Source organism: Corynebacterium amycolatum, from assembly GCF_016889425.1.
Taxonomy (GTDB): Bacteria; Actinomycetota; Actinomycetes; order Mycobacteriales; family Mycobacteriaceae; genus Corynebacterium; species Corynebacterium amycolatum.
The window spans coordinates 847,744-871,827 of record NZ_CP069513.1 but is presented as its reverse complement, the minus strand read 5'-3'; the positions used below and the strand labels follow the sequence as shown (position 1 = coordinate 871,827).

The following is a 24,084-nucleotide window of genomic DNA, read 5'->3' as shown; positions in this document are numbered from 1 at the left end:
GAGGTCTTGGCGTAGTGATTAAGAAATCGCTGTCACAGATAAGAGACTTTCTGAGGACTCCGGGGTCAGTGGAGATGGTCATTGCGCTGATCCTCACTGCTCTCGATGCGCTAATTTTCCGCGAGAGCAACTCTGATCTTTTGTTGCCAACCATTATCGGTGGCCTTCAGGTCATTCTTGTTGCAGTGGCGACGTATTTGCCGCTCTTTGCCATGGTGGTTGTCCCAGCGAATTTCTTGGCATTGACTTTCCTTCCTACAGAGCAGGCTCCAATGCAGATTTTCTGCGCGCTTCTCATTGTGGAAGTGATGCGTGCTAACAACAACAAGATGCCGGCGAGAATCACTGCGTTGCTCTTGTTGGTGATTTCAAACTACGACGTAAACACAAGTACTTTCGCGCGCGACCACGTCGCGACCTTTGTGACAACGCTACTTTTTGTAATTGCCTACGCCATCGGCATGATGCGCAGTCGCTACAAAGAGCAACGCCGGCAGGCAACGATTGAATCTAACCGCGCCCTGGAAGAACAACGCCTTGAGTTGGCGACCGTACTGCACGACTCCACCGCCAAGTCCTTTACTCGCGTAACCATGCTGGCGCAGGCGCTCGCCATCGAGCGAGAAGGGACAGATGAAAAGCTTGAAGAGTCCCTAGAGGACATCGCAGAAACCTCCCGAGAAGGTCTGCTACAGCTTCGCCAGTTGCTTTCACTGCTGAAATCCGCTGACGAAGAAAGCTCTTTGACCTCGGCTATTGGCCAAGATGAGCGAGTTCCTAGCATGAACAGGGTGCTCCAGCAGGCCAAGGATGAACTGCAGGAAGCTGGGTTTAACGTTTCGCTGGCCACGAGGATTGAAACCGAGCCCTCTTTGACGCAGATTTCAGAAGTTATCTCGCCGGCGCTGTCGGAGTTCTGCACGAACATTCAGAAGTACGGCGAGCCGCAAACGAACGTCCACATTCTGGCGCTGGGCAATGAGGAGGATGGCTTCACGCTCGACATCAGCAATCAGATATCGAAGGCGCTACCGAATTTTCTGCCGCGGGCGATGCTATCGAGCGGTTTGGGGCTTTCCTCACTGCATCGGCGAGTGCGACCGTGGGACGGTTCCATCACGTCGGAACGAGAAGGAAATGTGTGGAATACCAAACTCCACATGCCACCTACCAATTAGTAGGTTACGCTAACGTAGGATAGATATAAAAGCTCATTGTGGCGAATATGACTCTCGAAACGTCCTGGTTAGCGTAGTAATATCGCACAATGACAGATATTGTTCGGTTTTTATAAATTCTATGAAAGGTTCGCGGATGTCTGACATCAAGGTTCTCATTGTCGATGACGACCCACTCGTACTCTCGACGCTGCGAACTTACTTCAAGAAGGCACCGCACATTACCGTGGTCGATGAAGCCAGCGATGGCCACGAGGCCCTCAATATCATTGCCCGCGGTGGCATTGACGTAGTTTTGACCGATATTCATATGCCCAACATGGACGGCGTTGAGCTGCTCGAGCGCATTAAGAAGGTGGAGAATCCACCGAAATTCATCGCTATCACCTCATTCGATACCGATGAAACAATGCTGAAAATCTTGAGCCTCGGCGGAAACGGCTACATTCTCAAAACCGCCCGCCCCGAATCCGTCATTGGCACCATTGAAGATGTCTTCCAGGGCGGCACCGTCATCTCCCCGATTTCTGCGACTCGGCTGATTAAAACGCTGCCGTCCCGCAACATTTCCTCGTACAAGATCACTCATGCCGAGCGAGAGGTTCTCGGCCTGATTTGTCGCGGTAAGTCGAACCACGACATCGCCAAGGAACTCGGCAAGTCGCCGGGCACCATCAAGAAGCACCTCTCCAGCATGTTCAATAAGTTCGGGGCTACCTCACGCCTGGACTTGGCTCTGAAAGCAATAGACGCAGGCTTCCAGCCTCCGGCATCCGCTGCCGCGCAATAGCAAAAAGACGGAGTAGCAAAACAGCGGGATAGCAAAACACCGGAGTAGCAAAACAGCGGGATAGCAAAACACCGGAGTAGCAAAAAGGGGGCCTATTCACTTTCGTGAATAGGCCCCCTTTTACCCGTGCTGAGTGTGGAGAGAGAACTGTGTAACTACTGAATGGTCACCTCGACATGTCGCTCACGCGGAGCCACGCCAAAGTAGCTGCGCCCAATCGGCTGCCACGTCTTCGAGTTGGCGTTGCAGCGGACTGTCTGTCCAGCGAACTCGTCAACCAGGAATCCCCAGCTCAGACGACCAGTTTCACCCTTGCGTACTTCGTATGGTCCGATCTTCTGCCCGAGGCTCCAAACCATCTCTCGGGAGTACTCCCAGGAGTACTTGCGGTTGAGCTCCTTGCTGACCTTCACGCTGACAGAGATATTGGTCCACCACTTCTTGGTCTTGGACTCCTTAATGGTCTGCGTCAGCGGAATCGGCTCATCACCAATGTCATTCTTCGTAGAAACAACGCCCTCAACGTCGTAGCGAGAACCGGTGATTTCCACGAACTCGGCCACCGAACCCGGAGCTTCACAAGTGGTTCCCGGTGCCGGACCGCGGTCAACTGCCGCTGGCTTGGGCACTGGTACCCACTCCTCCGGCGCGAACGGTTCACCAGCTCCTGGATTCGGGGCGGCCACTGCTGTCGGAGCGCCGAGTCCGAGCGCAAAGACCGTCGTCAAGCACATGGCGACAACACGCTTTTTCATAACTACTCCTAGTCGTTAATCGTGGCGGATGCCGGGCCGCCGTCACCGGAGTTACCGCTGACAGGCGCCCACTGCTGACGGTGCTCGCCCTCCTTGGTGGTCTTGTGCCAGACCACGAAGCGAGTCGACGGCCCCTTGCCGTTGTACTCACCGAAGTAGGGCTCACCGCGCCACAGGCCGGTCTTCTGATCGCAGGTGCGGACACGGCCAATAAAGGACTTCATGTGCACGCCGTAGTCTGCGCGAACGGTCTCACCAGGGTTGACGGTCACCGGGCCCAGCTTGTCGCCAACAGACCACTGACTGACCTCGACGATGCCGTACTTGTTCTTCACCCCGTGGAGGAACACGTCCCACATATTTCCGGAGCTCATGGCCTTCACGGACTCGTTGACCCCCTCTGTCACCTCGAGGGTGTACTGAATCGGGCGGTCAGTGCGGTTGGTGAATGAGTTAGTGCCGTTGTAGCGATCCCATTCGTCGGTAATCCACTGTTCCCAGGGGTGACGCTTGGCATCCTTGACCGGGTCACATTTATCCGTATTGGTGAAACCGGTGTGGTGCTCATCTTGGTCGGGGGTCTGGGTCAGCGGGGTCGCAGCGACCTGTCCGACGATGCCTGGTGCAAGAAGACTTGCACCCATCACCGCGCAGGCCAGGGCCTTCTTTTTCAGGCTCAACATGGAGAAACTTCCTTCTACTTCGAGGTCTTAAAGAGGCTCAGCCCGTCTTAGACGGCGTACTCCTTGACCTGCGGAGCAGCACCGTCCACGGAGCGATCAGCTTCGTTGGCGCGCATGGAAACGCGAATGTGGCGCTCCTTCGGGATGGTGCCCCAGTACGGACGACCTGCGTCAATCCACTTTCCGCCCTTGCAGGTCAGGTGAGTACCTTCGAAGGACTGGTTCAGGAAGCCATACTCCAGAACACCGGTGTAGCCAGGCTTGACCGGGTACGGGCCGAGGGTCTGGCCAACTTCCCAGGTCTGAGTGGACTGGTAGCCGGCGCTGAAGGTGACATGGAAGAGCTTGAGCAGGTCGAAGTCGACCGAACCGCCGACGTTCCAGGACTTGGTCTTGCCCTCCTTGAGGGTCTGGGTCAGCGGCAGGTCGGTATCGCCGTAGTTAGCGACGGTGGCGGTACCTTCGACCTCGAACTTCGAGCCGGTGATCTTCAGGGACTGGCCGGACTGGCCTTCAACGGAGCAGGTGCCACCGACGGTGCCCGGGGTGGGGGCTGGGGCAGCTTCGGCCATCGGGGCGACAGCCAGCGAGGACATGGTAACCAGGGCTGCAATGGAGCCGGAGAGCAGGGTCTTCTTCACGGCGAAATCCTTTCAGGGCGTGACGAACAACTCGTAAGGAAATACTTGAACTAACACCTGCTAAGGTAAGTCGAAATTCAGCCTTTTGTAATGGAAAATTTTCGACTCTCTTTACGACGGCCACAGCGATTATCCACATAGTAAAAATGGAATCTCACAGATTTCTGCCTTGCGAAAATACGGTATATTACAGCGTGTGACCAGCGATTATGAGCGCCACAATAAAATTTCAGCGATTAATTTAATCGCATTAGAACTACGCCTTTTGAACCAATTCAAAAATGCCTTGGTCAGCCACTTGATATTAGGCAATCAACATTTCGGCCACTAACCTACCTACATAAAGACACCAGAGAGTAGCCGAGTGGCCACCCCCAGCCGCGGGCAGACGAAGGGTCCCTCACGCTTCACACTCTTGATTAAATAGTTATGATTTCTTTATTAATCACTGGCGAAGTCCGGCAGTCCACAAAGCCCTGACACTTTGCCGAGGCAGATATCTTTCGGAGTACTACCTAATGTTTCGACGCACTTCTGTTCTTGCTACCACCATTGCATCCGCAGCACTTTCCCTAGGCGCGCTGACCGGCACCCCGGCCGCTGCCGCAGCACCGACAGCTACAACCGGCAGCGACGACCTACAGGTTAAGGAATACGCTCTTTCCGATACCTTCTCTTGCGACTACTACAACCTTCCGTGGTGCCGCTAATAGAGCGCCGGTCTCTCCCCTGCCCTCCCCTTCACGCGAGAGCGCGGCTACTTCGCGGTGCCGTCGAGCCCCTCTAGCAGTGTGGCAAAATCCGTGACGTTAGCATCCACCTGCGTGTTCGTACTGCGCCGATGGTTCGGCGCACCAACACCTTGATTGCCCTCACTGACCCCGTCTGCTGAATGTGCTGCACCCTTTTCTTCAGCTTCGTTCCCAAAATCTGGACCAAAACCGACTACGGCCGAGCGAACACCGACAAGGTACTCGGCAAGCTCACGAGCTGCACGCACGACGCGATTGCTCATCTCCGCGCCGGATACTCCGCCGGCACCATCGCCAGCGCCAAAGTCCTCAGTGGCTGCAAATACAGCAGTCGGCATAACGGTGCCGCGACGGTAGCTAAACAGCGGACGCATCGCATACTCCAGCACCAATGAATGCCGCGCTGTGCCAGCCGCGCAGCAATAATGACCGGCATGGAGGTCAGCGCATCCTTATCCAGGGCGTCGAAAAACATCTTGAACAGCCCCGAGTAGGACGCTGCGAACACCGGGGTCGCGGCAATCAATCCATCAGCACCGCTGACAGTATCGAGGGCGGCGCGCAATTTTTCGTCGTAAAGCCCTGTGGACATCGCCGTGCCGAGGCTGACAGCGAGTTCGCGCAGCTCGACGTACTCGATCTCGAGGCCTTCGCCGCGCTTGGAGACCTGCACGTCAACAGCTTCCGCGATGCGATTGGCGAGGATGCGCGTGGTCGATGGGTCGGAAACGCCAGCGCTTACGACGACGAGGTTTTTCACTGCTGATTCCTTTCCGCCGGGCGGACCAGCAGGTGCGGGGAATCTGCGCCTTCGGCGACGAGCGAGGCGTGCGTCGGCGGGTCGAAGGGCACGTGTGCCGGACGGCGGCGCTCGAACTCTTCACGCAGGACCGGAACGATTTCGGTTCCCAGGATCTCAACCTGCTCCAACGCGATCTCCAGCGGCAGGCCGGCGTGATCGATGAGGAAAAGCTGGCGCTGGTAGTCACCAACGGCATCTGCATAGCCCAGGTAACGTTCGATGATTTGCTCAGGCGTGCCGACGGTCAGTGGAGTGATGTTCTCGAATTCTTCCAACGATGGCCCATGTCCATAGACCGGGGCATTGTCGAAGTAGGGGCGGAAAATTTCCTTGGCTTTCTTTTCCGTCTCAGCGGCGAAGACCTGCCCACCAAGTCCGACAATTGCCTGATCAGCAGCACCATGACCGTAGTGCTCAAAGCGCTGGCGGTAGAGATTGACCATGGCTGTGGTGTGCTCGATATTCCAGAAAATGTGGTTATGGAAGAAACCGTCCCCATAGAAGGCGGCCTGCTCAGCAATCTCGGTGGACCGGATTGAGCCATGCCACACGAAAGGCGCTACCCCGTCGAGCGGACGCGGAGTGGACGTAAAGGACTGCAGCGGCGTGCGGAATTGACCTTGCCAATCCACATTTTCCTCACGCCAAAGGGTGCGCAATAGGTGGTAATTCTCAATGGCCAGCGGAATCCCCTTGCGGATATCCTTGCCAAACCACGGATAAACCGGCCCGGTGTTGCCGCGGCCCATCATGAGATCCATGCGGCCTTCGGAAAGGTGCTGGAGGTAGGCGTAATCCTCAGCGATGCGCACGGGGTCGGTGGTGGTAATCAGCGTTGTCGAGGTCGACAGAATCAGATTTTCGGTCTGCGCTGCGAGGTTTGCTAGCAGAATCGGCGGGTTCGCCGGGGCCACAAACGGTGGATTGTGGTGCTGGCCGGTAGCAAATACATCGAGGCCAACCTCTTCAGCCTTCTTCGCTAGCGCGACAGTTGCCTTAATTCGCTCATGTTCAGTAGGGATTTGTCCGGTCGTGGGATCTTTTGTGACGTCGCCAATTGTAAAAATTCCGAATTGCATGGCTCCATATTAAGATCTTTTTGTTGACACGTCATCTCTCACTGACCTATAGTTGACACGTCAACACCGGGGGTTGGTTCCGGCGGACAAAAATACTTCGAAACATTCGAGATACTTTTAACTTTTAGGAGATTCACTATGGCTCTTCAGTCTGGTAACTACGTTCTTGATGCACAGCACTCCACCGTTGGATTCACCGTTCGTCACGCTATGATCACTAAGGTCCACGGTCAGTTCACTGAGTTTGAGTCCGTTATTAATTTTGATGTCGACAAGCCGGAGAATTCCACGGCAAAGGCGACCATTCAGGCGAACTCCATCAACACCAACAATGAAGAGCGCGACAACCACCTGCGCTCGAAGGACTTCTTCGGCACCGACGAAAACCCGACCTTCGAGTTCGTTTCCACCGCTATCGAGCTCCAGAGCGAAGAAAAGGCCACCGTTACCGGCGACCTGACCATCAACGGCATTACCAAGCCGGTCACCCTGGATGTCGACATTTTCGGCTCCGCTGAAGACCCATGGGGGCAGACTCGCGTTGGTTTCGAGGCAGCCACCAAGATTGACCGCACCGATTTCGGCATCGATTACAACGCTCCTATTAAGACTGGCGGCCTGCTCCTTGGCAATGAGATTTCCCTGCAGATCGACGGCTCCGCAGTCAAGCAGTAACTAGCAGCCGGAACCCAGCAGCCAGAACCCCAGAAAAGCGTCCTGCATCCTCATGCAGGACGCTTTTGCGCAATCAATGTGCAATTAATCTGCCCCCACTATGAGAAAAGCATGGTGCGGGAGCAAAAAAGTGGCATGCTTAGACAGGTGAGTTCCAGCAAAGACACTTCCCAGGGCACCGAAACCACCAACGAGACAACGCAGGACGCTCAGACTGCACAGGCCACTCAGGCCGAGCAGTCCCGTGCCGCCCGCGTTGCCGCCCGTCGTGGAAACATCAGGGCACCTCGCCGCACTCCGCTGAAGACACTGGATCAATCCTCCAAGCTGCAGAACGTCCTCTATGACATTCGCGGTCCGGTGACTACTCTCGCCGAGCAGATGGAAGCCGACGGCCACCGCATCATGATGCTCAACACCGGCAATCCGGCAAAGTTCGGCTTTGATGCACCTGACACCATCGTGCAGGACATGGTCCGGGCCCTCCCCCACGCACAGGGCTACTCCGAGTCCAAGGGTATTTACTCCGCACGCCGTGCCGTCGTCACGCGCTATGAGATGGACCCGGATTTCCCCCGTTTCGACGTCAACGACGTCTGGCTGGGCAACGGCGTCTCCGAGCTGATTTCCATCACCACACAGGCGCTGCTCAACGAGGGCGATGAGGTCCTCATTCCAGCTCCGGATTACCCGCTCTGGACGGCAGCAACCACCCTCGCCGGCGGTAAGGCCGTCCACTACACATGTGATGAGGAGAATAACTGGGCTCCGGATGTCGAAGACATTCGCTCGAAGGTGACGGATCGCACGAAGGCGATTGTCATCATCAACCCGAACAATCCGACCGGCGCGGTCTACACACGCCAGACACTCGAAGCCATCGTCGATATCGCTCGTGAGCACTCACTCCTGCTGCTTTCCGACGAAATCTACGACCGCATCCTCTACGACGATGCAGAGCACATTTCCACTGCCTCCTTGGCCCCGGATTTGCTCTGTATCACCTTCAACGGCCTGTCCAAGACCTACCGCGTGGCCGGCTACCGCGCGGGCTGGATGGTGCTGACTGGCCCGAAGCGCCACGCAGAGGGCTTTATCGAGGGTATCAACCTGCTGGCCAGCACCCGTCTGTGCCCGAATGTCCCTGCTCAACACGGCATTCAGGTGGCACTTGGCGGTTACCAGTCCATCGAGGACCTAATCTTGCCAGGCGGTCGCCTCCTGGAGCAGCGCAATGTCGCCTACGAGGGGCTGACCTCAATTCCGGGCGTGAGCTGCGTGAAGCCGATGGGAGCAATGTACGCATTCCCGAAGCTGGATCCGAACGTCTACGAAATTCACGATGACGAAAAGCTGATGCTCGACATTTTGCGTGAAGAGAAGATTCTGATGGTCGGCGGCTCTGGCTTCAACTACCCGACGCCGGATCACTTCCGAATTGTCACCCTGCCGTGGGCGCGCGACCTGAAGGAAGCCATCGAGCGCCTGGGCAACTTCCTGGTCAGCTACAAGCAGTAACAGGGATTAGGCTGTTAACGGTGGGCAGGTGCTCAAAAGGTTCAGTGGATTCCGGGAATCAGCAGGCTTTTCGCGTTGCTGCGGGTTCTACCCCTTTCACATATCGATGCGCTATTCACTTATAGACACGCTGGAGCGCATCGATAAGTGAGTATTGCTTCGAAAAGTGGGCACAGTGTTGATGACCAGGGCTCGGCGCGCCGGAATGGCGGTACGCCTTCCGGAGCTGGTACAGCGATTAGGTTATTAAGGGTGGGCAGGCATTCAAAAGATTCAATGAACTCTAGTAATCAGCAACCTTTTCGCGTTGCTCCGGGTTCCGACATAGGTGCGCATCTCGACGTACTGAAGAACTCGAACAGCGGCTCCCCTACCGGCCGGTGCCGGGCTGTCAACGCCGCGAATCAACCCAACTCTGAAACCTCGGCTGCCCCAGCACGACATGCAGAACCTGCCGCACATTCAAAACCAGCACCGGCGCGGCAAACCGAACCTGCACAAGCCAAACCAAAACCGACAAAACCGCGGCACAACCCCACAAGAGCACGTCGCTTACTGGCCACAGTTCTTACAGTTGCTGGCATTGCCACTTTCCTCGCTGTGATTGGACTCTGGCCATCGGGTGAAGCTCCGAGTCCGGGGCCGGGATTCCTGCAGTCACAGACATCAGCTGCGGAGACGGTCAAGGGAACCGTCGTAAAGCACAGCGTCGGCGCGTGCAATTCGCCTGACAACGGACGTGTCTTCGACGACCAGCCGCGGCCAGGGCTGACAGCTTCGCTCAACGACCCCGCGGCGCCGAAGTGCCAGCTCTCGGTCATTGAACTGACCTCGGGCCCAGACGAGGGCAAGAAGACTCTTCTGGAGGCATCCGGTCTGCCCGGTGAGATGGAGCTGGCGGAGGGCGACAAGGTCGTCCTGGCAATTCACCGTCCAAACGCTGCCGGTACCGGAGCTGTCGACAATGGTGCCGTGCCGAATCCGGGGTTGATGACACCAGCTCCTGGCGTTGTTCCCGCGCCTGCCCCTGAGGGCGCAGAGGGGGAGTCTGCTCCTGATGCTGAGGCTCCGGCACCGGCACCGGCTCCGGAGCAGGAACCAGCACCTGAATCCGGGGCAGAAGCTCCTGCTACTCCTGCTCCACCCGCACCGCCTGTCCCCGCGGCTCCTGCCGCCGACACTAACGTCGTCGACGTCGCACCTCATCAGGTTGTCGACACCGCTAGCATCGGGAACACCTACACCTTCCTGGACATGGATCGCACCACGACGATCTGGTTGTGGCTCGGCGCGGCAGTACTTCTCATCATCCTCGTCGGCATGACTCGCGGGGTCTTGAGCCTCATTGGTCTTGGCATCACGCTGGCCGCAGTGATGGGATTTCTGGTTCCGGCACTGCTACGCGGCGGCGATCCTGTGGCCTTAGCCATCACGGCGGGCGCGGCGATTCTCTTCCCAGTGCTCTTCCTCGTTCATGGCATCAACTGGAAGTCAGCTTCCGCACTGGCGGGAACACTCACCACGATGGTGCTGGCGGCGGGCCTGGCCAACCTCGCAATCTCCACGTCGCAGCTACGTGGTCTCGGCAACGAGGACAACCTACTTATTCAGCTTTACCTGCCTGACGTCTCCGTCACAGGTCTGCTTCTGGCGGGATTCATCATCGGCGCGTTGGGGGTGCTTAACGACGTCACCATCGCCCAGGCCTCTACCGTCCAGGAGCTCTACGAAGCAGCTCCGCGGTCGCGGCCTATGGAGGTCTTCCGCTCGGCAATGCGCGTCGGTCGCGACCACATCGCGTCGATGGTCTACACACTGGTACTGGCGTACCTCGGCACCGCACTGCCGCTATCGATTTTGTTAAGCGTCTCCGACCGGCCGCTGATGCAGTCGTTGACCTCCGATGTAGTGGCCACAGAACTGCTGCGTTCCACCATCGGTGCGGTCGCTTTGGTACTCGCGGTGCCGATTACCACCCTCATCGCCGCCTATACCGTGGCTCCGGAGGGTATGAAGTTTCCGAAGCGCTCGAGAGCAGCTAGCATTTAGCCGCGGCCGAGGCAGGTGACATCCCAGCCTGCGGCACGCCACTGATCGGTTGGCAGGCAGTTGCGGCCGTCAAGCACCGCTGCACGCTTGACCAGTTTCTTCGCAGCCACCGGGTCGATGTCGCGGAACTGCTGCCACTCGGTGGCGACGACAACCATCTCCGAGCCTTCCAGAGCTGCTTCGATGCTCGGTGCGTACTCCAAGGTCGGGAAATTCTTCTTGGCGTTCTCCATGGCCTGTGGGTCGTAAACGCTCACCGAAGCGCCTGCCAACGACAGCGAACCGGCAATCGACAGCGCCGGGGAGTCACGCACATCGTCAGAGTTCGGTTTGAACGCCGCACCCAGCACAGTCACGGTGTGACCGAGCAACGAGCCACCGAAGCTGCCGCGTACCAGGTCAACGGTCTTTTCACGGCGACGCATGTTGATTGCATCGACCTCGCGCAGGAAAGTCAGCGCCTGGTCAACGCCCAGCTCACCAGCGCGGGCCATGAATGCGCGGATATCCTTCGGCAGGCAACCGCCGCCGAAGCCCAGCCCCGCATTGAGGAAGCGGCGGCCAATTCGGGCGTCCATACCGATGGCGTCGGCAAGCGTAGTGATATCTGCACCTGTGACCTCACAGATTTCAGAGACCGCGTTGATGAAGGAAATCTTGGTGGCGAGGAATGCGTTCGCCGACACCTTTACCAGCTCTGCGGTGGCGGTGTCCGCGACGATAAACGGCGTCTCACGCTCAAAGATAGGGCCGAAGCACTCGCGCAGGCTTCCCTCAGCGATCGATTCGACTTCCTGACCTGCACCATTGAGGATCATCCCCGGCTTCTGGGTGCCCAGCACCACACGGTCCGGCTCGAGAGTGTCCTTTACCGCGAAGCCCTCGCGCAGGAACTCCGGGTTCCAGGCAATCTCGAGACTGGTGTTCTTCAACTCATCATCGCCGGATGCGGCGCGCTCACTAATCATCTCCGCAGCCAGCTCCTGCAAGCGCGGTGCGGTACCGACGGGCACAGTGGACTTACCAAACACTAAATGCTTGCCGACGACGCGCTTGGCCAATTCGGTAATAGCTGCGTCCACATAGCGAACATCGGCTGCGTACGAGCCCTTGACCTGCGGAGTTCCGACACCTACGAAGTGGACGTTCGCAAATTCAACAGCCTCGTCGTAGTTAGTGGTGAAACGTAGTCGCCCCGACTCAACGTGCTTCTTTAGCAGTTCGGGCAAGCCGGGCTCAAAGAAAGGAACTTGGCCTGCGGACAATGCCTCAATCTTGGCAGGATCAACATCTACGCCGAGAACCTCGTGGCCTAACTCCGCCATCGCCGCGGCATGAGTGGCGCCAAGGTAACCCGTACCAATAACCGTAATACGCATAAGGGCTATTATTTATCGAAAGATAAAAGGCCCTCAAGCCGATTTAACCCTTAAATGGTGTGAACTAAAGGGCCATATTTAGGCTTTTCACCTGCGGAAACTCTTTATTGAAAAATTGTTTCCATTTCTTCACCGAGAATTCACTCGGGGCTATTCGCAATTCATTTATATTCCGAGTTCATATCCCGAGTTTCAGGTGCCTTATTCCTCATCACGGAAGTTCAGGTACGCACGCGACGGCGTCGGGCCGCGCTGCCCCTGATACTTCGAACCGAGCTTGCCGGAACCGTAAGGTACCTCTGCCGGCGAGGACATCTTGAACAGTGCCAGCTGGCCGACCTTCATATTTGGCCACAGTGCGATAGGCAAGTTCGCCACATTGGATAGCTCCAGCGTGATGTGACCTGAAAACCCTGGGTCAATAAAGCCGGCGGTCGAGTGCGTTGCCAGGCCCAGACGCCCCAACGAAGACTTACCTTCCAGGCGGCCTGCCAAGTTCGGAGGAATAGTGAAGTACTCCAGGGTCGATGCCAGGACGAACTCGCCCGGGTGAAGAATGAAGGGCTGCCCTTCTGGAACCTCGTGCGGGGACGTCAGTTCTTCCTGCGGCAACTTCGGATCGATGTGCGTGTACTGCGAGTTGTTAAAAACTCGGAAGAACTTGTCCAGACGCACGTCGATGGACGAAGGCTGAATCATCTTCGGGTCAAAAGGATCAATGCCGAGATGGCCGGAGCCTTCGGCATCGATAGCGGCACGAATATCACGATCTGAGAGCAACACATAGACCAGCTTAACCGCTCTGTAATGCACAGCGTGTGCGGGTTGCAGGATATGCCCGCGATAAATTCAGCGGAGCTGCTGCCAACCAATTTTTTCGACGCGAATCGAGAGTGCTACATTGAAGTTACAGAGGGCGACTGATTTCCTGCATGCCACACCTACTGTGCCAATCCCGTGGCGTGCTTTTAATCATTCCGCCTACTGTGTGCCGATGTAGTTCAATGGTAGAACTCCTGCTTCCCAAGCAGGCGGCGCGGGTTCGATTCCCGTCATCGGCTCTCTAAGAGGCTCAGCGTCAAGCTGAGCCTCATTGTTGTTTCCGCTACTTTTCAGCTACCCCCGCGGCACCAAAACAGCCAAAACTACTCCGAGTAGCACATCCGAGTAACACCAATTAGCCATAAGCCCCGCATCGACTCCAGTTTCGCAGGAGTCGGCGCGAGGCTTTTGCGTAGGGCGCGGTTTAAACCATAGACAACGGCAAAGCCTAACTCGATGGCGCGGTATATCTCAGCCACCGCAGCACTGCTTTGACACGACGGTTGTTATCTTCCGGCTGAAAGCCGAGCTTCAAGAACACATTCGCCACATGCTTACTCACAGCGCCTGCGGTTAGTACCAGGCGTTTTTCTATTTCCTTATTACTGAGCCCCTGCGCCATTAGGTCGAGCACTTCGCGCTCACGTGGAGTCAGCGCGGCGATGCCGTCCTGCTTTGCGGCCAGTAGCGTCGCAACCACTTCAGGGTCGACCACGGTACCGCCACCGCGTACCTCTTCCAGCGCCGCAACGAAGTGCTCGACATCAGAGACGCGTTCTTTCAACAAGTACCCAAAGCCACCATGCTGCAGCAGGCGATCTAAGTAACTGGCCGCCACGTATTGGCTGAGCACGACAACCGGCTGGTCAGGGTTGCTCTGGCGAAGTTTGGTGACAGCGAGCAATCCGTCGTCACGCATGTTCGGTGGCATCCGGACATCGCTGACGATGACATCGAACGTCTGCCCTTCGGCAGTGTCGAGCAGCTGATCCGCATCACCGACGGCGACAACCTCGTATCCCAGCGCCCGCAGCAGGCCGGTCAGCCCCTCGCGCAGGAGTACGGAGTCCTCGGCCAGCAGTACTTTCATCGCGTCCTTCCTTGGCGAACAGGCAGTTCCAGCCGCAATTCAGCACCACCGTCGGCGTTGGTGAGCGTCACGGTTCCGCCGAGCGCTGCCGCCCGTTCGCGCAGGCCCGCAATGCCGGTTCCCGTGCCATGTTTTACGACGTCTACAGCGTCCGCCCCCGATGGTTCCATCAGACCTTCACCGTTGTCGCGCACAGTGACCGTAAGCGTACCCGGATGAGACACGAGCGCCCTCTTCGGAGTCTGAACCGCGAGAGTGATATCAGCTCGATTGGCATGGCCATGCTTGGTGGCGTTGGTCAGCCCCTCCGCTGCGCTGTGGTAAGCGAGTAACGCTGTGGTTTCGTCAATCGGGCCGAAGTCGGAAACACCATTTTCACCAACGGATACCTGCATTCCGGAGTGCGCTGCCAGCTCCCTCACGGCAGCGACCAGTCCGTTTTCAAACAGTACCGGCGGGGCAATGCCAAGCACCACGGAGCGCAGCTGTGCAAGAGCCTGCGTTGCATTACGGTCGGCGGCGGAGAGCGCCTCGGCTACATCTTCTTCAGTCTTACCCATGCGAGCAGCGGCAATGTTGAGTTTCAAGGCGGTCAGGTGTTGCTGCGGACCGTCGTGAAGCTCGCGCTCAATGCGATGGCGCTCGCCTGAGAAGGAGTCAATGAGCACGTCGCGGGATTGGGTAACTTCTTCGCTGGATGGTGCGAGGATGACGCGGGAGAGCCAAATGGACAGCAGGCCGGCACCGAGGTTGATGGCGATGGTCAGCACCAAAAAGAGGATTGCGAAAACCCAGGCAACAGAGATTTTCTGTGTTGGGTCCGTCAGAGTCCAGCTGAAAAACTGCACTTCATCAACCAGGAAAGGTGCAGCGAAGAGCACTCCGACAGTAAAACCACCGCCGACCCACGCTGTAAAGGTGACGAACCCAATGACCAGTTGGACGAGCAGGTTGACGAAGTTGCGGATGTCGAACCAACGATTGGTCACGCGGTTGGCAATCGGGGTGCCGGACCACGATGCCACCCAGCGAGAGAGCCAGTCGGCACCTCGGCCGATGAGCGGAATCCACGGCAGAAGCACAACAGAGGCAATCAAACCCGGAATGAACAGCAGGCCGAGAATAAAACTCCAGGCCAGCGCGATTAAATTCTTTTTCTTTGTCATAGGTTCAAAGCTAAGTTGGCCCGGGTTCAAATACAGTGGAGCTAACTCCCCTAAATTCAGTCGAGCTGAATACGTCCCGGCTTCTTTTCACCGATACCTCGGTCGGCCAGTTCGTCATCAATGTACGTTGGCCGACCGACAGCCAGCCCAAGCACTGCAAGCACGACCGTAGTACCAAGCAGCACGACCAGAATAGGTGTCCACGTTTCCGTCGTTCCAGCGGCCACACCCACCAGGAATGGCCCGACTGCGGAGAAAATGTAGCCGATTGGCTGCACGAAGCCGGACAGCCGCGCGGTCAGCTCATGGCTGCGCGTGCGGCCCGGAATCAGCGCGATAGCCATGGGGAAACAAAAACCACCCACGCCCAGCAGGAACGCAGCCCCAATCGCGTATCCAACACCAGTTTCCGCCGCTCCCCACTGGTCGATCAGAATCATCAACGCATACCCGAGGAAGAAAAGGCAGCCGAGACCAAAGGCTACGTAGGACATGGTGCGGAGCCGTGCAATCAGCGGTGGCATCAGCAGCCCGCCGATGATGCCCAGCCCTTGAACAATCATGGATGCCGCGGTAGCTACGCTGACGCTGATGCCTGCGTCGATAAGCATTTTCGGCATCCAGCCCATGAGCACGTAGGCGTTCATCGACTGCACGCCGAAGAAAACTGCCAGCGCAATGGCCGTCGGCGACTTCCAGATTGGCGTGTTTACCGAGGAGCTGACCGAGGCCTTCGGATAGTCGAATCCGATGCGCGCACGCAGCGGCAACCACACAACGAGCTGAACAAAGGCGGTTATCGCCCATACGGCAATCGCCCAGCGCCACATATCGACGCCGCCTGTGGACGCTTCGGGTGAATCGCTAATCAAAAACGCCGTCGCCGGCCCCAGTCCGCCCCCGAGGGCGAGCATGCTGGAGTACAACATCATCAGCACGACGGCATGACGGCCGCCATGCACCTTGATCCACGCAGGTAGCAGTACATTTCCCAGCGCAATACCCGCAACCGACAACGCCGTAAACAGAAGGAATAGCCAGATGCTGCTCACCCACGGGCGCACCGCAAGGCCGACGAATAGCAACGTCGCAGACAGTGTGAGTGCACCGCTTAAGCCCATTCGCTTGCCGACGGAAACCGCGGACAACCCAATCGCGAAAAATGCGAGCCCCGGAATCGCTGTAATCAAACCACCAAAGGCGGAGGAAGCGCCAAGGTCGGATAGGAGCTGATCAATCACCGGACCGATTGACGCAATACTCGGGCGCAAATTCAGCGCCGCGACGATTACGGCGATAACGAGAACGGGAACGCTGAGCGCGATGGCATTCTTCGAGGACCCAGCGGCCTTTGGCTGTTGTTGCCCTGGTTTTTCTTCTATCGCCATAACAATGGACGTTACCGCTTCCTGCTAATGACTCTCTCGCCGACCCAAGCCGGCTCGTTCGAGGAAGCTTAAAAACTAGCGTACTGAATGTCGCTGTTGTCCTATCCTGGACTACAAGGACATCTCTTTTTCTTTATCTATTGACAGTCTTTCGGCTATCTCTGACGTAAGGATTGAACTCAAAAATGGTTGAACCGATTTCTGATTCCATGCTCATTGCCTACGACGGCTCCGACGAAGCCAAGCGGGCGCTGGCCTATGCCGGAAAACTGCTGCGCGTTAAGAAGGCCTACATTCTGACTGCCTGGGAACCCCTGCAGCGCGCTGCAGCTCGCACTGCTGGCGCCTCTGGCATGATGCAGCCCGACTGGGATGCCACGACTGAAGACGGCGATCCGGCTCACGACGAGGCCGTCCGTATTTGCCGTGAGGGTGTACAGATTGCCGCTGAGGCTGGCTTCGTCGCGGAGCCCTACTTGGTAGAGACTGAAACTACTATCTGGTCGGCCATCGTCGATGCAGCTCACGACCTCGATGCGGGCGTGATTATCTCCGGCACTCGCGGTGTTACTGGTTTGCGTGGTCTGTTCACCGCCTCGACCTCTGACGCGTTGCTGAAGAATGCTGGCCGCCCGGTCCTCGTCGTTCCGGGGGAAAAGGAATAATTTCCAGAAAATTTTTAAAAACTTACTTAGCTGATAGAAAATGGGTTAATCTCTCAACTAAGAAAACTCAATGACCGCTGAAACCGCTCAAAATTCAAGGCGGGGAGAGAATCCCAGCTGTTCCACTGGTTTACAGAAGTCACAGAGTGTAGTTTTATAAACAGTATTGACTTAATGCACACGAGGAGTCCTCAACATGGCATACGAAACTGATTCCGAGCAGCGTCGTAGCGTTGGCCCTGCCCTGGCCTCGGCGCTCATTGGCGCCCTTCTCGGTGGTGCCGCTATCTTCGGCATCGGCCAGGCTCTGACCGAAGACCGAATTCCGGAAGCACAGGCTGTTTCCACCGATGACGCTCTGCTTGGCGGTGTCGAGTACGGTCAGCGTTGAGTTTTTAACGCTAACCCTCCTTTAAAGCTATGCCCACCTTTGTTCGAGCGCGTAAGCGCGTGCTTGTACCTTGGTGGGCTTTGCTGTGCCTGCTGGCATTCATCCAGTCCCCCGGCAAGACTGTCGCTGACACAAAGCACGACCTGACAGAAGACCCCATCGGGTTTTTGTCCGCCTCGCTCAACATGTGGTCAGACACCATGCCGCTGGGACAGCTCCAAAACCAGGCATATGGCTATCTCTTTCCACAGGGCGCATTCTTCGCGCTGTTTAGTTTGCTGCCCGATGTCCTAGCGCCCGGCTGGCTGATTCAGACGCTGTGGTGGAGCCTTACTCTCTGCGTGGCTTTTACCGGCGCATATCGCGTGGCCGAAGCTATAAACGTCGGCACGCATACCTCTCGCGTATTGGCGGCATTGTTGTACGCGTTGTCGCCGCGCGTGATTACGACGTTGGGCGCGATTTCGTCCGAGACCTGGCCGGTCGCACTGGCACCGTGGATTCTGCTTCCGCTCCTGCGGGTCGCAGCCCGGCGCGAGGAACTGCCCTGGCGTGCGACTGCCCGTGCCGTATTGCTGTCCGGCCTAGCGGTACTGTGCACTGGCGCGGTCAATGCGGTCAGTACAGCGGCAGCTTGCATCCCCGCAGGTCTGATGCTGCTCTTCTTCGCTTTTACGGGGCCTCGTCGCGGGCGTGCGTGGGCGATGCTCGGCGGTTGGCTGGCTGCGTGTGCAGCGGTCAGCATGTGGTGGATTGTGCCGCTGCTCCTGCTGGGCAAGTACTCACCACCGTTTACGGACTACATTGAGTCCTCCGGTGTGACCACTCGTTGGTTGAGTCTCGGCGAGACGCTCCGCGGTTCCACCTCGTGGACACCGTTTGTCTCTTTCGAGCGAGTCGGCGGAAATGCGCTGGTCGCGGAGCCCATTCTCATTTACGCCACCCTGGCTGTAGCGGCGATTGGCCTACTTGGCTTGGTCATGCGCTCACTTCCGCTGCGTCGAATGTGGCTGATGATGCTGCTCATCGGGCTTGTCATCATGGCGGCCTGGACGGAGCCGTTCGGGCTGGCGTGGGAATCGGCTCGAGAGGTGCTCGATTCCACGCTCGCAGCAGTGCGCAACCTGCACAAATTCGACACTATTGTGCGTCTGCCACTTGTCATCGGCTTCGCTCATGCGACAGCCCAGCTGCCATGGCCGTGGCGAGAGCCGGCGAACGAGCACACGAACGAGACGGCGAGCGATTCAGCGACCACTGGCTGGCAGCAGTGGCTACACCCGGAGAAGCACCCGCGCGCTATCGCATCGATGCTGGTTCTGGTGGTTATCGCCAGCGCCACCGCCCCTGCGTGGAGCGCACGCCTCGCTCCGACAGGTGGTTTTTCCGAGGTTCCGGGCTACTGGCACGAAGCGGCCGACTGGCTGAATGAGCAGGGCGAGGACACCCGCACGCTGGTGGTGCCGTCATCGCCGTTTGCTGATCAGACATGGGGCAATACTCGCGACGAACCGCTCCAGCCGCTCGCCGACGTGCCCTGGGCCGTCCGCGATACCGTGCCACTAGTGCCTCCAGAGGCGATTCGCGGCCTCGATGGTCTGCGCAATTCACTGACTCGGGGCCGTGAGGTACCGGCACTGGATGCCACCCTGCGCAACAACGGTATCGGCTACGTGCTGGTCCGCCACGACTTGAGAGTTACCTCGAGGGGCGATTCGCTGCGCGCCATCACTTCCACGCTGCAGGACTCCCCGACCATGGAAAAGGTGGCGGAGTTCGCGGACGAGGACGGCCATACCGCTATCCAGATTTGGGGTGCGGGCCCGAAGGAGCTGCGCAATCACGCACTTTCACCGCGGTTGGTAGACACTACCCAGATACCGCTGGTCGCCGGCGGCCCCGAAGTGCTCCCGCGGCTTGACGAAGTCGATTCCGATGCTCCGGTGCGCATCCTGTCTGGCAAGAATGCCGGCACTGTCACCGACACGCCCGCCCGCCGCGGCCGCAACTATGGTGAAGTCGTCGGCGCGGAGTCAGCAATCCTGGCCGAAGACGAGGACTCATATGTCCGCAACCTCGTTCCGGACTACCCCGTCGTGGGACTGCCACTGACGCAGACAGCAACGGGTCGCGCCACAATTGAGGTTTCGTCGTCGGCCTCTGAGCCATACAACGTCGGTGGTGCATCGGCTGACCACTCGGTCACCGCAATGCTCGACGGCGACACCTCCACCTGGTGGGAACCCTTGGCGGGCAAGAGCCAGGCTGAGTGGGTCAAACTGTCGTGGAAGGAACCGACCGATAACGCAGTGCTCAGCCTGACCGGTGCTCGCGTTCCGGTGCAACTGCGCATCCAGACTGATACGGCTTCGAGCTCCGTACAGTTGGTCCCGGGTGAGACGACTCGTATTCCGCTGCCCGGCGGCAAGACCACATCTGTGCTCATCACAGCAAAGATTGCTCCTGTAGGCTTCGCTATCTCCGAGCTAGGCCTGGTGATTCCACAGCGAGACACTGGCTTCGACGCATTCGAATCCAGCAGTCCCGATTCCGATGAAGAGGCGGAACTTTCCACCGAGGATATAGCGGAGGACCTCACGCCGGTTCGTGTCCCGGTGGTGCCGAATTCCTCTTCGCTGGCTCAGCGTTGGGTCTTCGGCCAGGAGATTCATGAGGGCACGCTGGTGCGCCTGTTCACCGTTCCGAAGCCGGTAAAGGTAAAGGTCGATGCTGATACCTGCCGCAGCAGCATCGGAGCCCCGTGGGCCAGCCTCCAGCGCGGTGACGGCTCTGATCACCGCGAGCTGACCTGTGGTGAAGAGATTGAGCTCTCACCGGGGCCATGGCGCATCGATGCCAAGTCCGATTGGGTGTCGCTCACCTCGACTGACTACTTCGCGCCGTCAGCTGAGCAGCAGAAAGTGACGCCAATCGATCTGAACAATCCCATTGACTCTGCCGACCACGATCGCATCGTGTGGTTGCCAATCTCTGTCAATGCTGGCCATGAGCTCCGTGTCGGAGGCGCCGCCATGAAGCCGGTAACGGTCTCTGGTTGGCAGCAGGGTTGGACGATTCCGGCCGGTATTGGTGGTGCGGTCGAGCTGACCTACCCACCGCAGCAGACCTGGCGTACTGGCATCCTGGCAGGCGGCGCACTCGCAACCGTGTACGCACTGGTCACTGTGGGGCTGGCTTTCGCTTGGCGACGCTTCGCTCTCACCACCCCGATTCCCGCGTCTTCGCTGAGCAATGACTTGCCGCGGGCGGCTATTGGCATTGCGGCTGCCGCGACAGTGACACTGGTATCCAGCTGGCCTGGCGTGGTCGTTGCCCTCGTGGTGGTTGCCGCTACCCTTGGTGCGGTTTTCTGGGCACGGAAGCGTGGGGACGTCGTCAAGCCATGGCTGAACGTGCGAAACGCCCTTATTGTGACACTTGCTGCGACGATGTCGATTGCGGGCTTGGTGCTGGCGGCGAACCCGTGGCCGAAGGATGACTACGCCGGTGCCGACTGGCCGCTTCAGTTACTGGTGACGGCGGCGCTGACGATCGTGGCGTGCTGCTCGATGCTTTCCGATGGCGGTGCTGATGACGACACCGACAGCGACGTCGACAACACCGACAACGCCGCTGATTAAGAGCCGTTAGCGGTTGACCCAGACGCGTGCGAAGAAGCGGCGGGCAGGTTCCTCGACGAGCGCGTAGGAGGCGGCGGCCACGGGAATCGACAGTGCGACCGTAACAATGGTGACACTGAGCAGATGGCCGGTAAATAGCTTCACACCAAGCAGCGGGAATGCGATGGAGAGCATCGCCACGTGCCAGAGGAAGATGCCGTAAGACCAGCGCCCCAGCGCCTGCATGATGGGGTGTTCGAGGAAGCGCGATTCCGGCGCCATCGTCCAGGGGCCGATGATGGCGGCACCGAAGACCAGCCCACACAGCAGGCGGCGAGTGAATTCCCAGTTGGTTAGCTCGACTAGTCCTTCGGGCCCCAGGTAGGAAGCCAGCACCAGCGCGCCCACGGCGATAGCCAGCCACAGCGAACGGCGGCGCGCCCAGCGCTGCATGGTTCCCACCCTCGCGCGGGCAGCATCGGTATCGACACCCTGGAGCGATTCCAGCTCGGCGAGAATCATGCCAGCTGCGAACCAGGAAAAGTATGCGATCGGCTGAATATGCGGGTTAACGCCTTCCGGGTACGGCAGCGGTAGGTAGGGCCAACCGAAGCTCAAGATTGCGAGCAGGGAAATTGCCACTATGCGGCGCCCCTGCTGGCGATGTGGGTCCAACCGGCTAAGCCCGATGGCAAACAGCGGCAGCGCGATGTAGAACGCGACCTCCACCGACAATGACCACAGGTGCGTCAACCCACCGTGCAGAGAGCCGGAGAAATACACCTGTGTCAGCGTCAGGTTTGTCAGCCAAATCTTGAGATCCGCGCCACGCCCCACCGGCAGTGCGATGAGCACAATAAGCACCAGCACCCAGTACGCAGGCATAATGCGCGCGACGCGCTTCTTGTAATACTTCGCCCAGCTCTTCTTCCGTCCGCCGTCGGCATCGGCCAATGCTTTACGACGGGGGATTCCGCCATAACCCGAGCGGTGAGAACGCCACAACAGGAATCCGGACAGCACGAAGAAAACAGCCACGAAGAAGTCGAAGCGGCCGAGGACGCGTTCCCACAGGGCTCCCACATCATGCCCGGTCTGGAATGCGACGTGCGTACCGATGATGCCCATCGAAGCCACAGCGCGCAGCCCCTCCAGCGAGGGCAGGAAGCCTGGGCGGAATGTGGTGGCAGAGTTCGGCATAGCGCTCGGCGTAGGGTTCGGCATAGCGCTCGACGCTGTGTCTTGCCTAACGCTTGGAGCTGCCGCAAATGCCTTGGACGTCATAGTACTTTCTTACACGGATACTGGAATGAGTAAAATCACTTGTATTCTATTATGAAATAAATCCTGTTCAGACCTGTTTTTCCAAAACTCTTTTGTTTTCCCGACAAGTTATTTTTTAAAAACACACCACATAACTCCTAACTTCCTGCTAGGTTTTGCAGCAGAAAGTTACGTACAGTTAAAGGACTATCCGCTGATGAAGAGAACTCTCGGACATGCACTGATTATCATCGGTGCTGCATTGATTGTCATTGCCGTCCTTCTGCCAACCTTCCTGGTGCCTCGCCTCCGGGTCATCCCACTTGACACTGTGAGCGACACCATCACGGAGGTGCGCGACGGCACCCTGTTGGACTCCAGCCAGCTGGGCAAGAATGAGCCAACGCCAAACCGCAAGAATGACCCGCGTTGCAAGGCAGAGACGGACGAAGAGAAGCGCGACCTCCCGGTCCACTGCTTCATCAACGACAAGACTCCGATGCAGTCGAAGCGCCACGTTGAGATCGAGGAGCCGGCTGACGAGAAGATCGCAACTCTCCAGGTCGGTACCACCCTGCTGCGCGATGACCGCAAAGAGCCGAAGAACCTCATCAATGCGATCCTCGACCGCATCACTGTTGATCGCAGTACTGCGTACCCGGTAGATGACCCGATCTCCAGCGTTGCCATTAACGCACCCCAGGGTGGTTCGGACACCAAGCCGCCGACGTTCACCCGCCCGGGCATCCAGTACCAGTTCCCGTTTGGTGCTCAGAAGAAGTCCTACCCGTACTATGACGTCCAGGCGATGCGTAACTTCGAGATCGACTTCGTCGGTGAGGAAACTCAGGATGGCGTCAAGGTCTACAAGTACTCCATGACCATTCCGCCGCAGAACCTCTACGAGTCCCTGACCGAGCACTTCACTCGCGACGGCCGCAAGCTCACCGAGGCTGACAAGTCCTCGCTGGCTTCCATGCGCCTGAGCTTCCCGGCTCACAAGTGGGGCCTGGAGGGTGACGACGACGTCGAGTTGGATCGTTACTACACCAACGTCCGTACTGTTCGCGTCGAGCCAACCTCTGGCGTGATCGTCAACGGTACTGAAGAGATGTTCATGTTCTACGCCAAGGACGACAAGGAAGCGGAAGAAATTGCTTCCAAGGCTGGCCGTGAGAAGGAAGCCAAGGAGCAGAACCGTACCGCGATGAAGTACACCGCTCAGTGGGACGAAGGCTCCAAGGGCCGTCAGATGGACCGCGCTAAGGAAGCACGTAAGTCGCTGACTATCGGTGGCACTGTCGCACCGTGGATCCTCGGTATCCTCGGCCTGGTTCTCATCGTGATTGGCTTCCGCATTCGCAGCAAGTCTGCCTAA

The 24,084-nt window shown here is 58.1% G+C and carries 20 protein-coding genes, 1 tRNA gene and 1 pseudogene; 11 read left to right on the top strand and 11 right to left on the bottom strand.

The genetic code is table 11. The features are described from left to right. Positions 1-74 precede the first annotated feature (74 nt). The gene (locus tag I6J19_RS03825; RefSeq protein WP_222867072.1) at positions 75-1,178 is read left to right on the top strand and encodes a histidine kinase; all 1,104 of its coding nucleotides are present in this window, start codon (positions 75-77) and stop codon (positions 1,176-1,178) included. A 136-nt stretch (positions 1,179-1,314) separates the two neighbouring features. Beyond that, positions 1,315-1,968 (top strand): response regulator transcription factor, encoded by a 654-nt coding sequence (locus I6J19_RS03820; protein ID WP_038626810.1) that lies wholly within the window; start codon positions 1,315-1,317, stop codon positions 1,966-1,968. Positions 1,969-2,123: 155 nt separating this feature from the next. Here the strand turns inward: I6J19_RS03820 and I6J19_RS03815 are convergent, their stop codons facing one another. Genes I6J19_RS03815 through I6J19_RS03805 form a run of 3 tightly spaced genes read right to left on the bottom strand, consistent with a single transcriptional unit; the run spans position 2,124 to position 4,047 of the window. After that, on the bottom strand, positions 2,124-2,723 hold the full coding sequence (locus I6J19_RS03815; RefSeq protein WP_038626812.1) for a hypothetical protein: 600 nt from the start codon (positions 2,721-2,723) through the stop codon (positions 2,124-2,126). An 8-nt stretch (positions 2,724-2,731) separates the two neighbouring features. Further along, positions 2,732-3,406: a hypothetical protein gene (locus tag I6J19_RS03810; protein WP_016421573.1), complete on the bottom strand. Its 675-nt coding sequence runs from the start codon at positions 3,404-3,406 to the stop codon at positions 2,732-2,734. A 47-nt stretch (positions 3,407-3,453) separates the two neighbouring features. Next, positions 3,454-4,047: a hypothetical protein gene (locus I6J19_RS03805; RefSeq protein WP_016421574.1), complete on the bottom strand. Its 594-nt coding sequence runs from the start codon at positions 4,045-4,047 to the stop codon at positions 3,454-3,456. A gap of 518 nt (positions 4,048-4,565) precedes the next feature. Between I6J19_RS03805 and I6J19_RS03800 the strand changes: the two genes are divergently transcribed. Continuing rightward, positions 4,566-4,757 carry a hypothetical protein gene (locus I6J19_RS03800; protein WP_038626815.1) on the top strand — a complete coding sequence of 64 codons (192 nt, stop codon included), beginning with the start codon at positions 4,566-4,568 and terminating at the stop codon, positions 4,755-4,757. Between the two features lie 47 nt (positions 4,758-4,804). Here the strand turns inward: I6J19_RS03800 and I6J19_RS03795 are convergent. Next, a pseudogene (locus I6J19_RS03795) lies at positions 4,805-5,559 on the bottom strand (CE1759 family FMN reductase). After that, positions 5,556-6,680, bottom strand: a complete 1,125-nt coding sequence (locus I6J19_RS03790; RefSeq protein ID WP_038626818.1) for a CE1758 family FMN-dependent luciferase-like monooxygenase — start codon at positions 6,678-6,680, stop codon at positions 5,556-5,558. The pseudogene I6J19_RS03795 and the gene I6J19_RS03790 overlap by 4 nt, the downstream one beginning before the upstream one ends. A gap of 138 nt (positions 6,681-6,818) precedes the next feature. Here I6J19_RS03790 and I6J19_RS03785 point away from each other — a divergent pair, with 138 nt between their 5' ends. The 3 genes from I6J19_RS03785 (at position 6,819) to I6J19_RS03775 (ending at position 10,922) form a co-directional block, all read left to right on the top strand. After that, positions 6,819-7,355: a YceI family protein gene (locus I6J19_RS03785; protein WP_038626820.1), complete on the top strand. Its 537-nt coding sequence runs from the start codon at positions 6,819-6,821 to the stop codon at positions 7,353-7,355. A 147-nt stretch (positions 7,356-7,502) separates the two neighbouring features. Then, entirely contained in the window at positions 7,503-8,873 is a 1,371-nt protein-coding gene (locus I6J19_RS03780) for a pyridoxal phosphate-dependent aminotransferase (protein WP_275452450.1), read from the top strand. Between the two features lie 600 nt (positions 8,874-9,473). Next, a complete protein-coding gene (locus I6J19_RS03775) occupies positions 9,474-10,922 on the top strand; it encodes a YibE/F family protein (protein ID WP_038626822.1) in 1,449 nt (482 codons plus the stop codon). On the opposite strand, the gene I6J19_RS03770 is transcribed toward I6J19_RS03775, so the two are convergent. Both I6J19_RS03770 and dcd read right to left on the bottom strand, forming a co-directional pair. Then, complete coding sequence (locus I6J19_RS03770; RefSeq protein WP_038626824.1) at positions 10,919-12,301, bottom strand: UDP-glucose dehydrogenase family protein; 1,383 nt, start codon at positions 12,299-12,301, stop codon at positions 10,919-10,921. The two genes, I6J19_RS03775 and I6J19_RS03770, sit on opposite strands and share 4 nt — an antisense overlap. A gap of 201 nt (positions 12,302-12,502) precedes the next feature. Beyond that, positions 12,503-13,084, bottom strand: coding sequence for a dCTP deaminase (gene dcd / locus I6J19_RS03765; RefSeq protein ID WP_038626826.1), 582 nt, complete (start codon positions 13,082-13,084; stop codon positions 12,503-12,505). A gap of 207 nt (positions 13,085-13,291) precedes the next feature. Between dcd and I6J19_RS03760 the strand changes: the two genes are divergently transcribed. Next, positions 13,292-13,362: transfer RNA gene (locus I6J19_RS03760), tRNA-Gly, on the top strand. A 209-nt stretch (positions 13,363-13,571) separates the two neighbouring features. Here the strand turns inward: I6J19_RS03760 and I6J19_RS03755 are convergent. Genes I6J19_RS03755 through I6J19_RS03745 form a run of 3 tightly spaced genes read right to left on the bottom strand, consistent with a single transcriptional unit; the run spans position 13,572 to position 16,767 of the window. Further along, positions 13,572-14,213, bottom strand: a complete 642-nt coding sequence (locus I6J19_RS03755; RefSeq protein WP_038626828.1) for a response regulator transcription factor — start codon at positions 14,211-14,213, stop codon at positions 13,572-13,574. Further along, positions 14,210-15,379 (bottom strand): sensor histidine kinase, encoded by a 1,170-nt coding sequence (locus tag I6J19_RS03750; protein ID WP_038626830.1) that lies wholly within the window; start codon positions 15,377-15,379, stop codon positions 14,210-14,212. The genes I6J19_RS03755 and I6J19_RS03750 overlap by 4 nt, the downstream gene beginning before the upstream one ends. A gap of 56 nt (positions 15,380-15,435) precedes the next feature. Next, positions 15,436-16,767, bottom strand: a complete 1,332-nt coding sequence (locus I6J19_RS03745) for an MFS transporter (RefSeq protein ID WP_049181775.1) — start codon at positions 16,765-16,767, stop codon at positions 15,436-15,438. Positions 16,768-16,952: 185 nt separating this feature from the next. Here I6J19_RS03745 and I6J19_RS03740 point away from each other — a divergent pair, with 185 nt between their 5' ends. The 3 genes from I6J19_RS03740 to I6J19_RS03730 all read left to right on the top strand — a co-directional run bounded on the left by I6J19_RS03740 (position 16,953) and on the right by I6J19_RS03730 (position 21,464). After that, a complete protein-coding gene (locus tag I6J19_RS03740; RefSeq protein ID WP_005510532.1) occupies positions 16,953-17,432 on the top strand; it encodes a universal stress protein in 480 nt (159 codons plus the stop codon). A 196-nt stretch (positions 17,433-17,628) separates the two neighbouring features. Then, on the top strand, positions 17,629-17,823 hold the full coding sequence (locus tag I6J19_RS03735) for a DUF2613 domain-containing protein (RefSeq protein WP_005510537.1): 195 nt from the start codon (positions 17,629-17,631) through the stop codon (positions 17,821-17,823). A 29-nt stretch (positions 17,824-17,852) separates the two neighbouring features. Then, positions 17,853-21,464 carry a DUF3367 domain-containing protein gene (locus I6J19_RS03730; protein WP_038626834.1) on the top strand — a complete coding sequence of 1,204 codons (3,612 nt, stop codon included), beginning with the start codon at positions 17,853-17,855 and terminating at the stop codon, positions 21,462-21,464. 6 nt (positions 21,465-21,470) lie between these two features. Here I6J19_RS03730 and I6J19_RS03725 read toward each other — a convergent pair whose 3' ends face one another. Beyond that, complete coding sequence (locus I6J19_RS03725) at positions 21,471-22,667, bottom strand: acyltransferase family protein (RefSeq protein WP_224792279.1); 1,197 nt, start codon at positions 22,665-22,667, stop codon at positions 21,471-21,473. A gap of 256 nt (positions 22,668-22,923) precedes the next feature. Between I6J19_RS03725 and pgfA the strand changes: the two genes are divergently transcribed. Continuing rightward, positions 22,924-24,084: a cell envelope lipid trafficking protein PgfA gene (gene pgfA / locus I6J19_RS03720; protein ID WP_187402513.1), complete on the top strand. Its 1,161-nt coding sequence runs from the start codon at positions 22,924-22,926 to the stop codon at positions 24,082-24,084.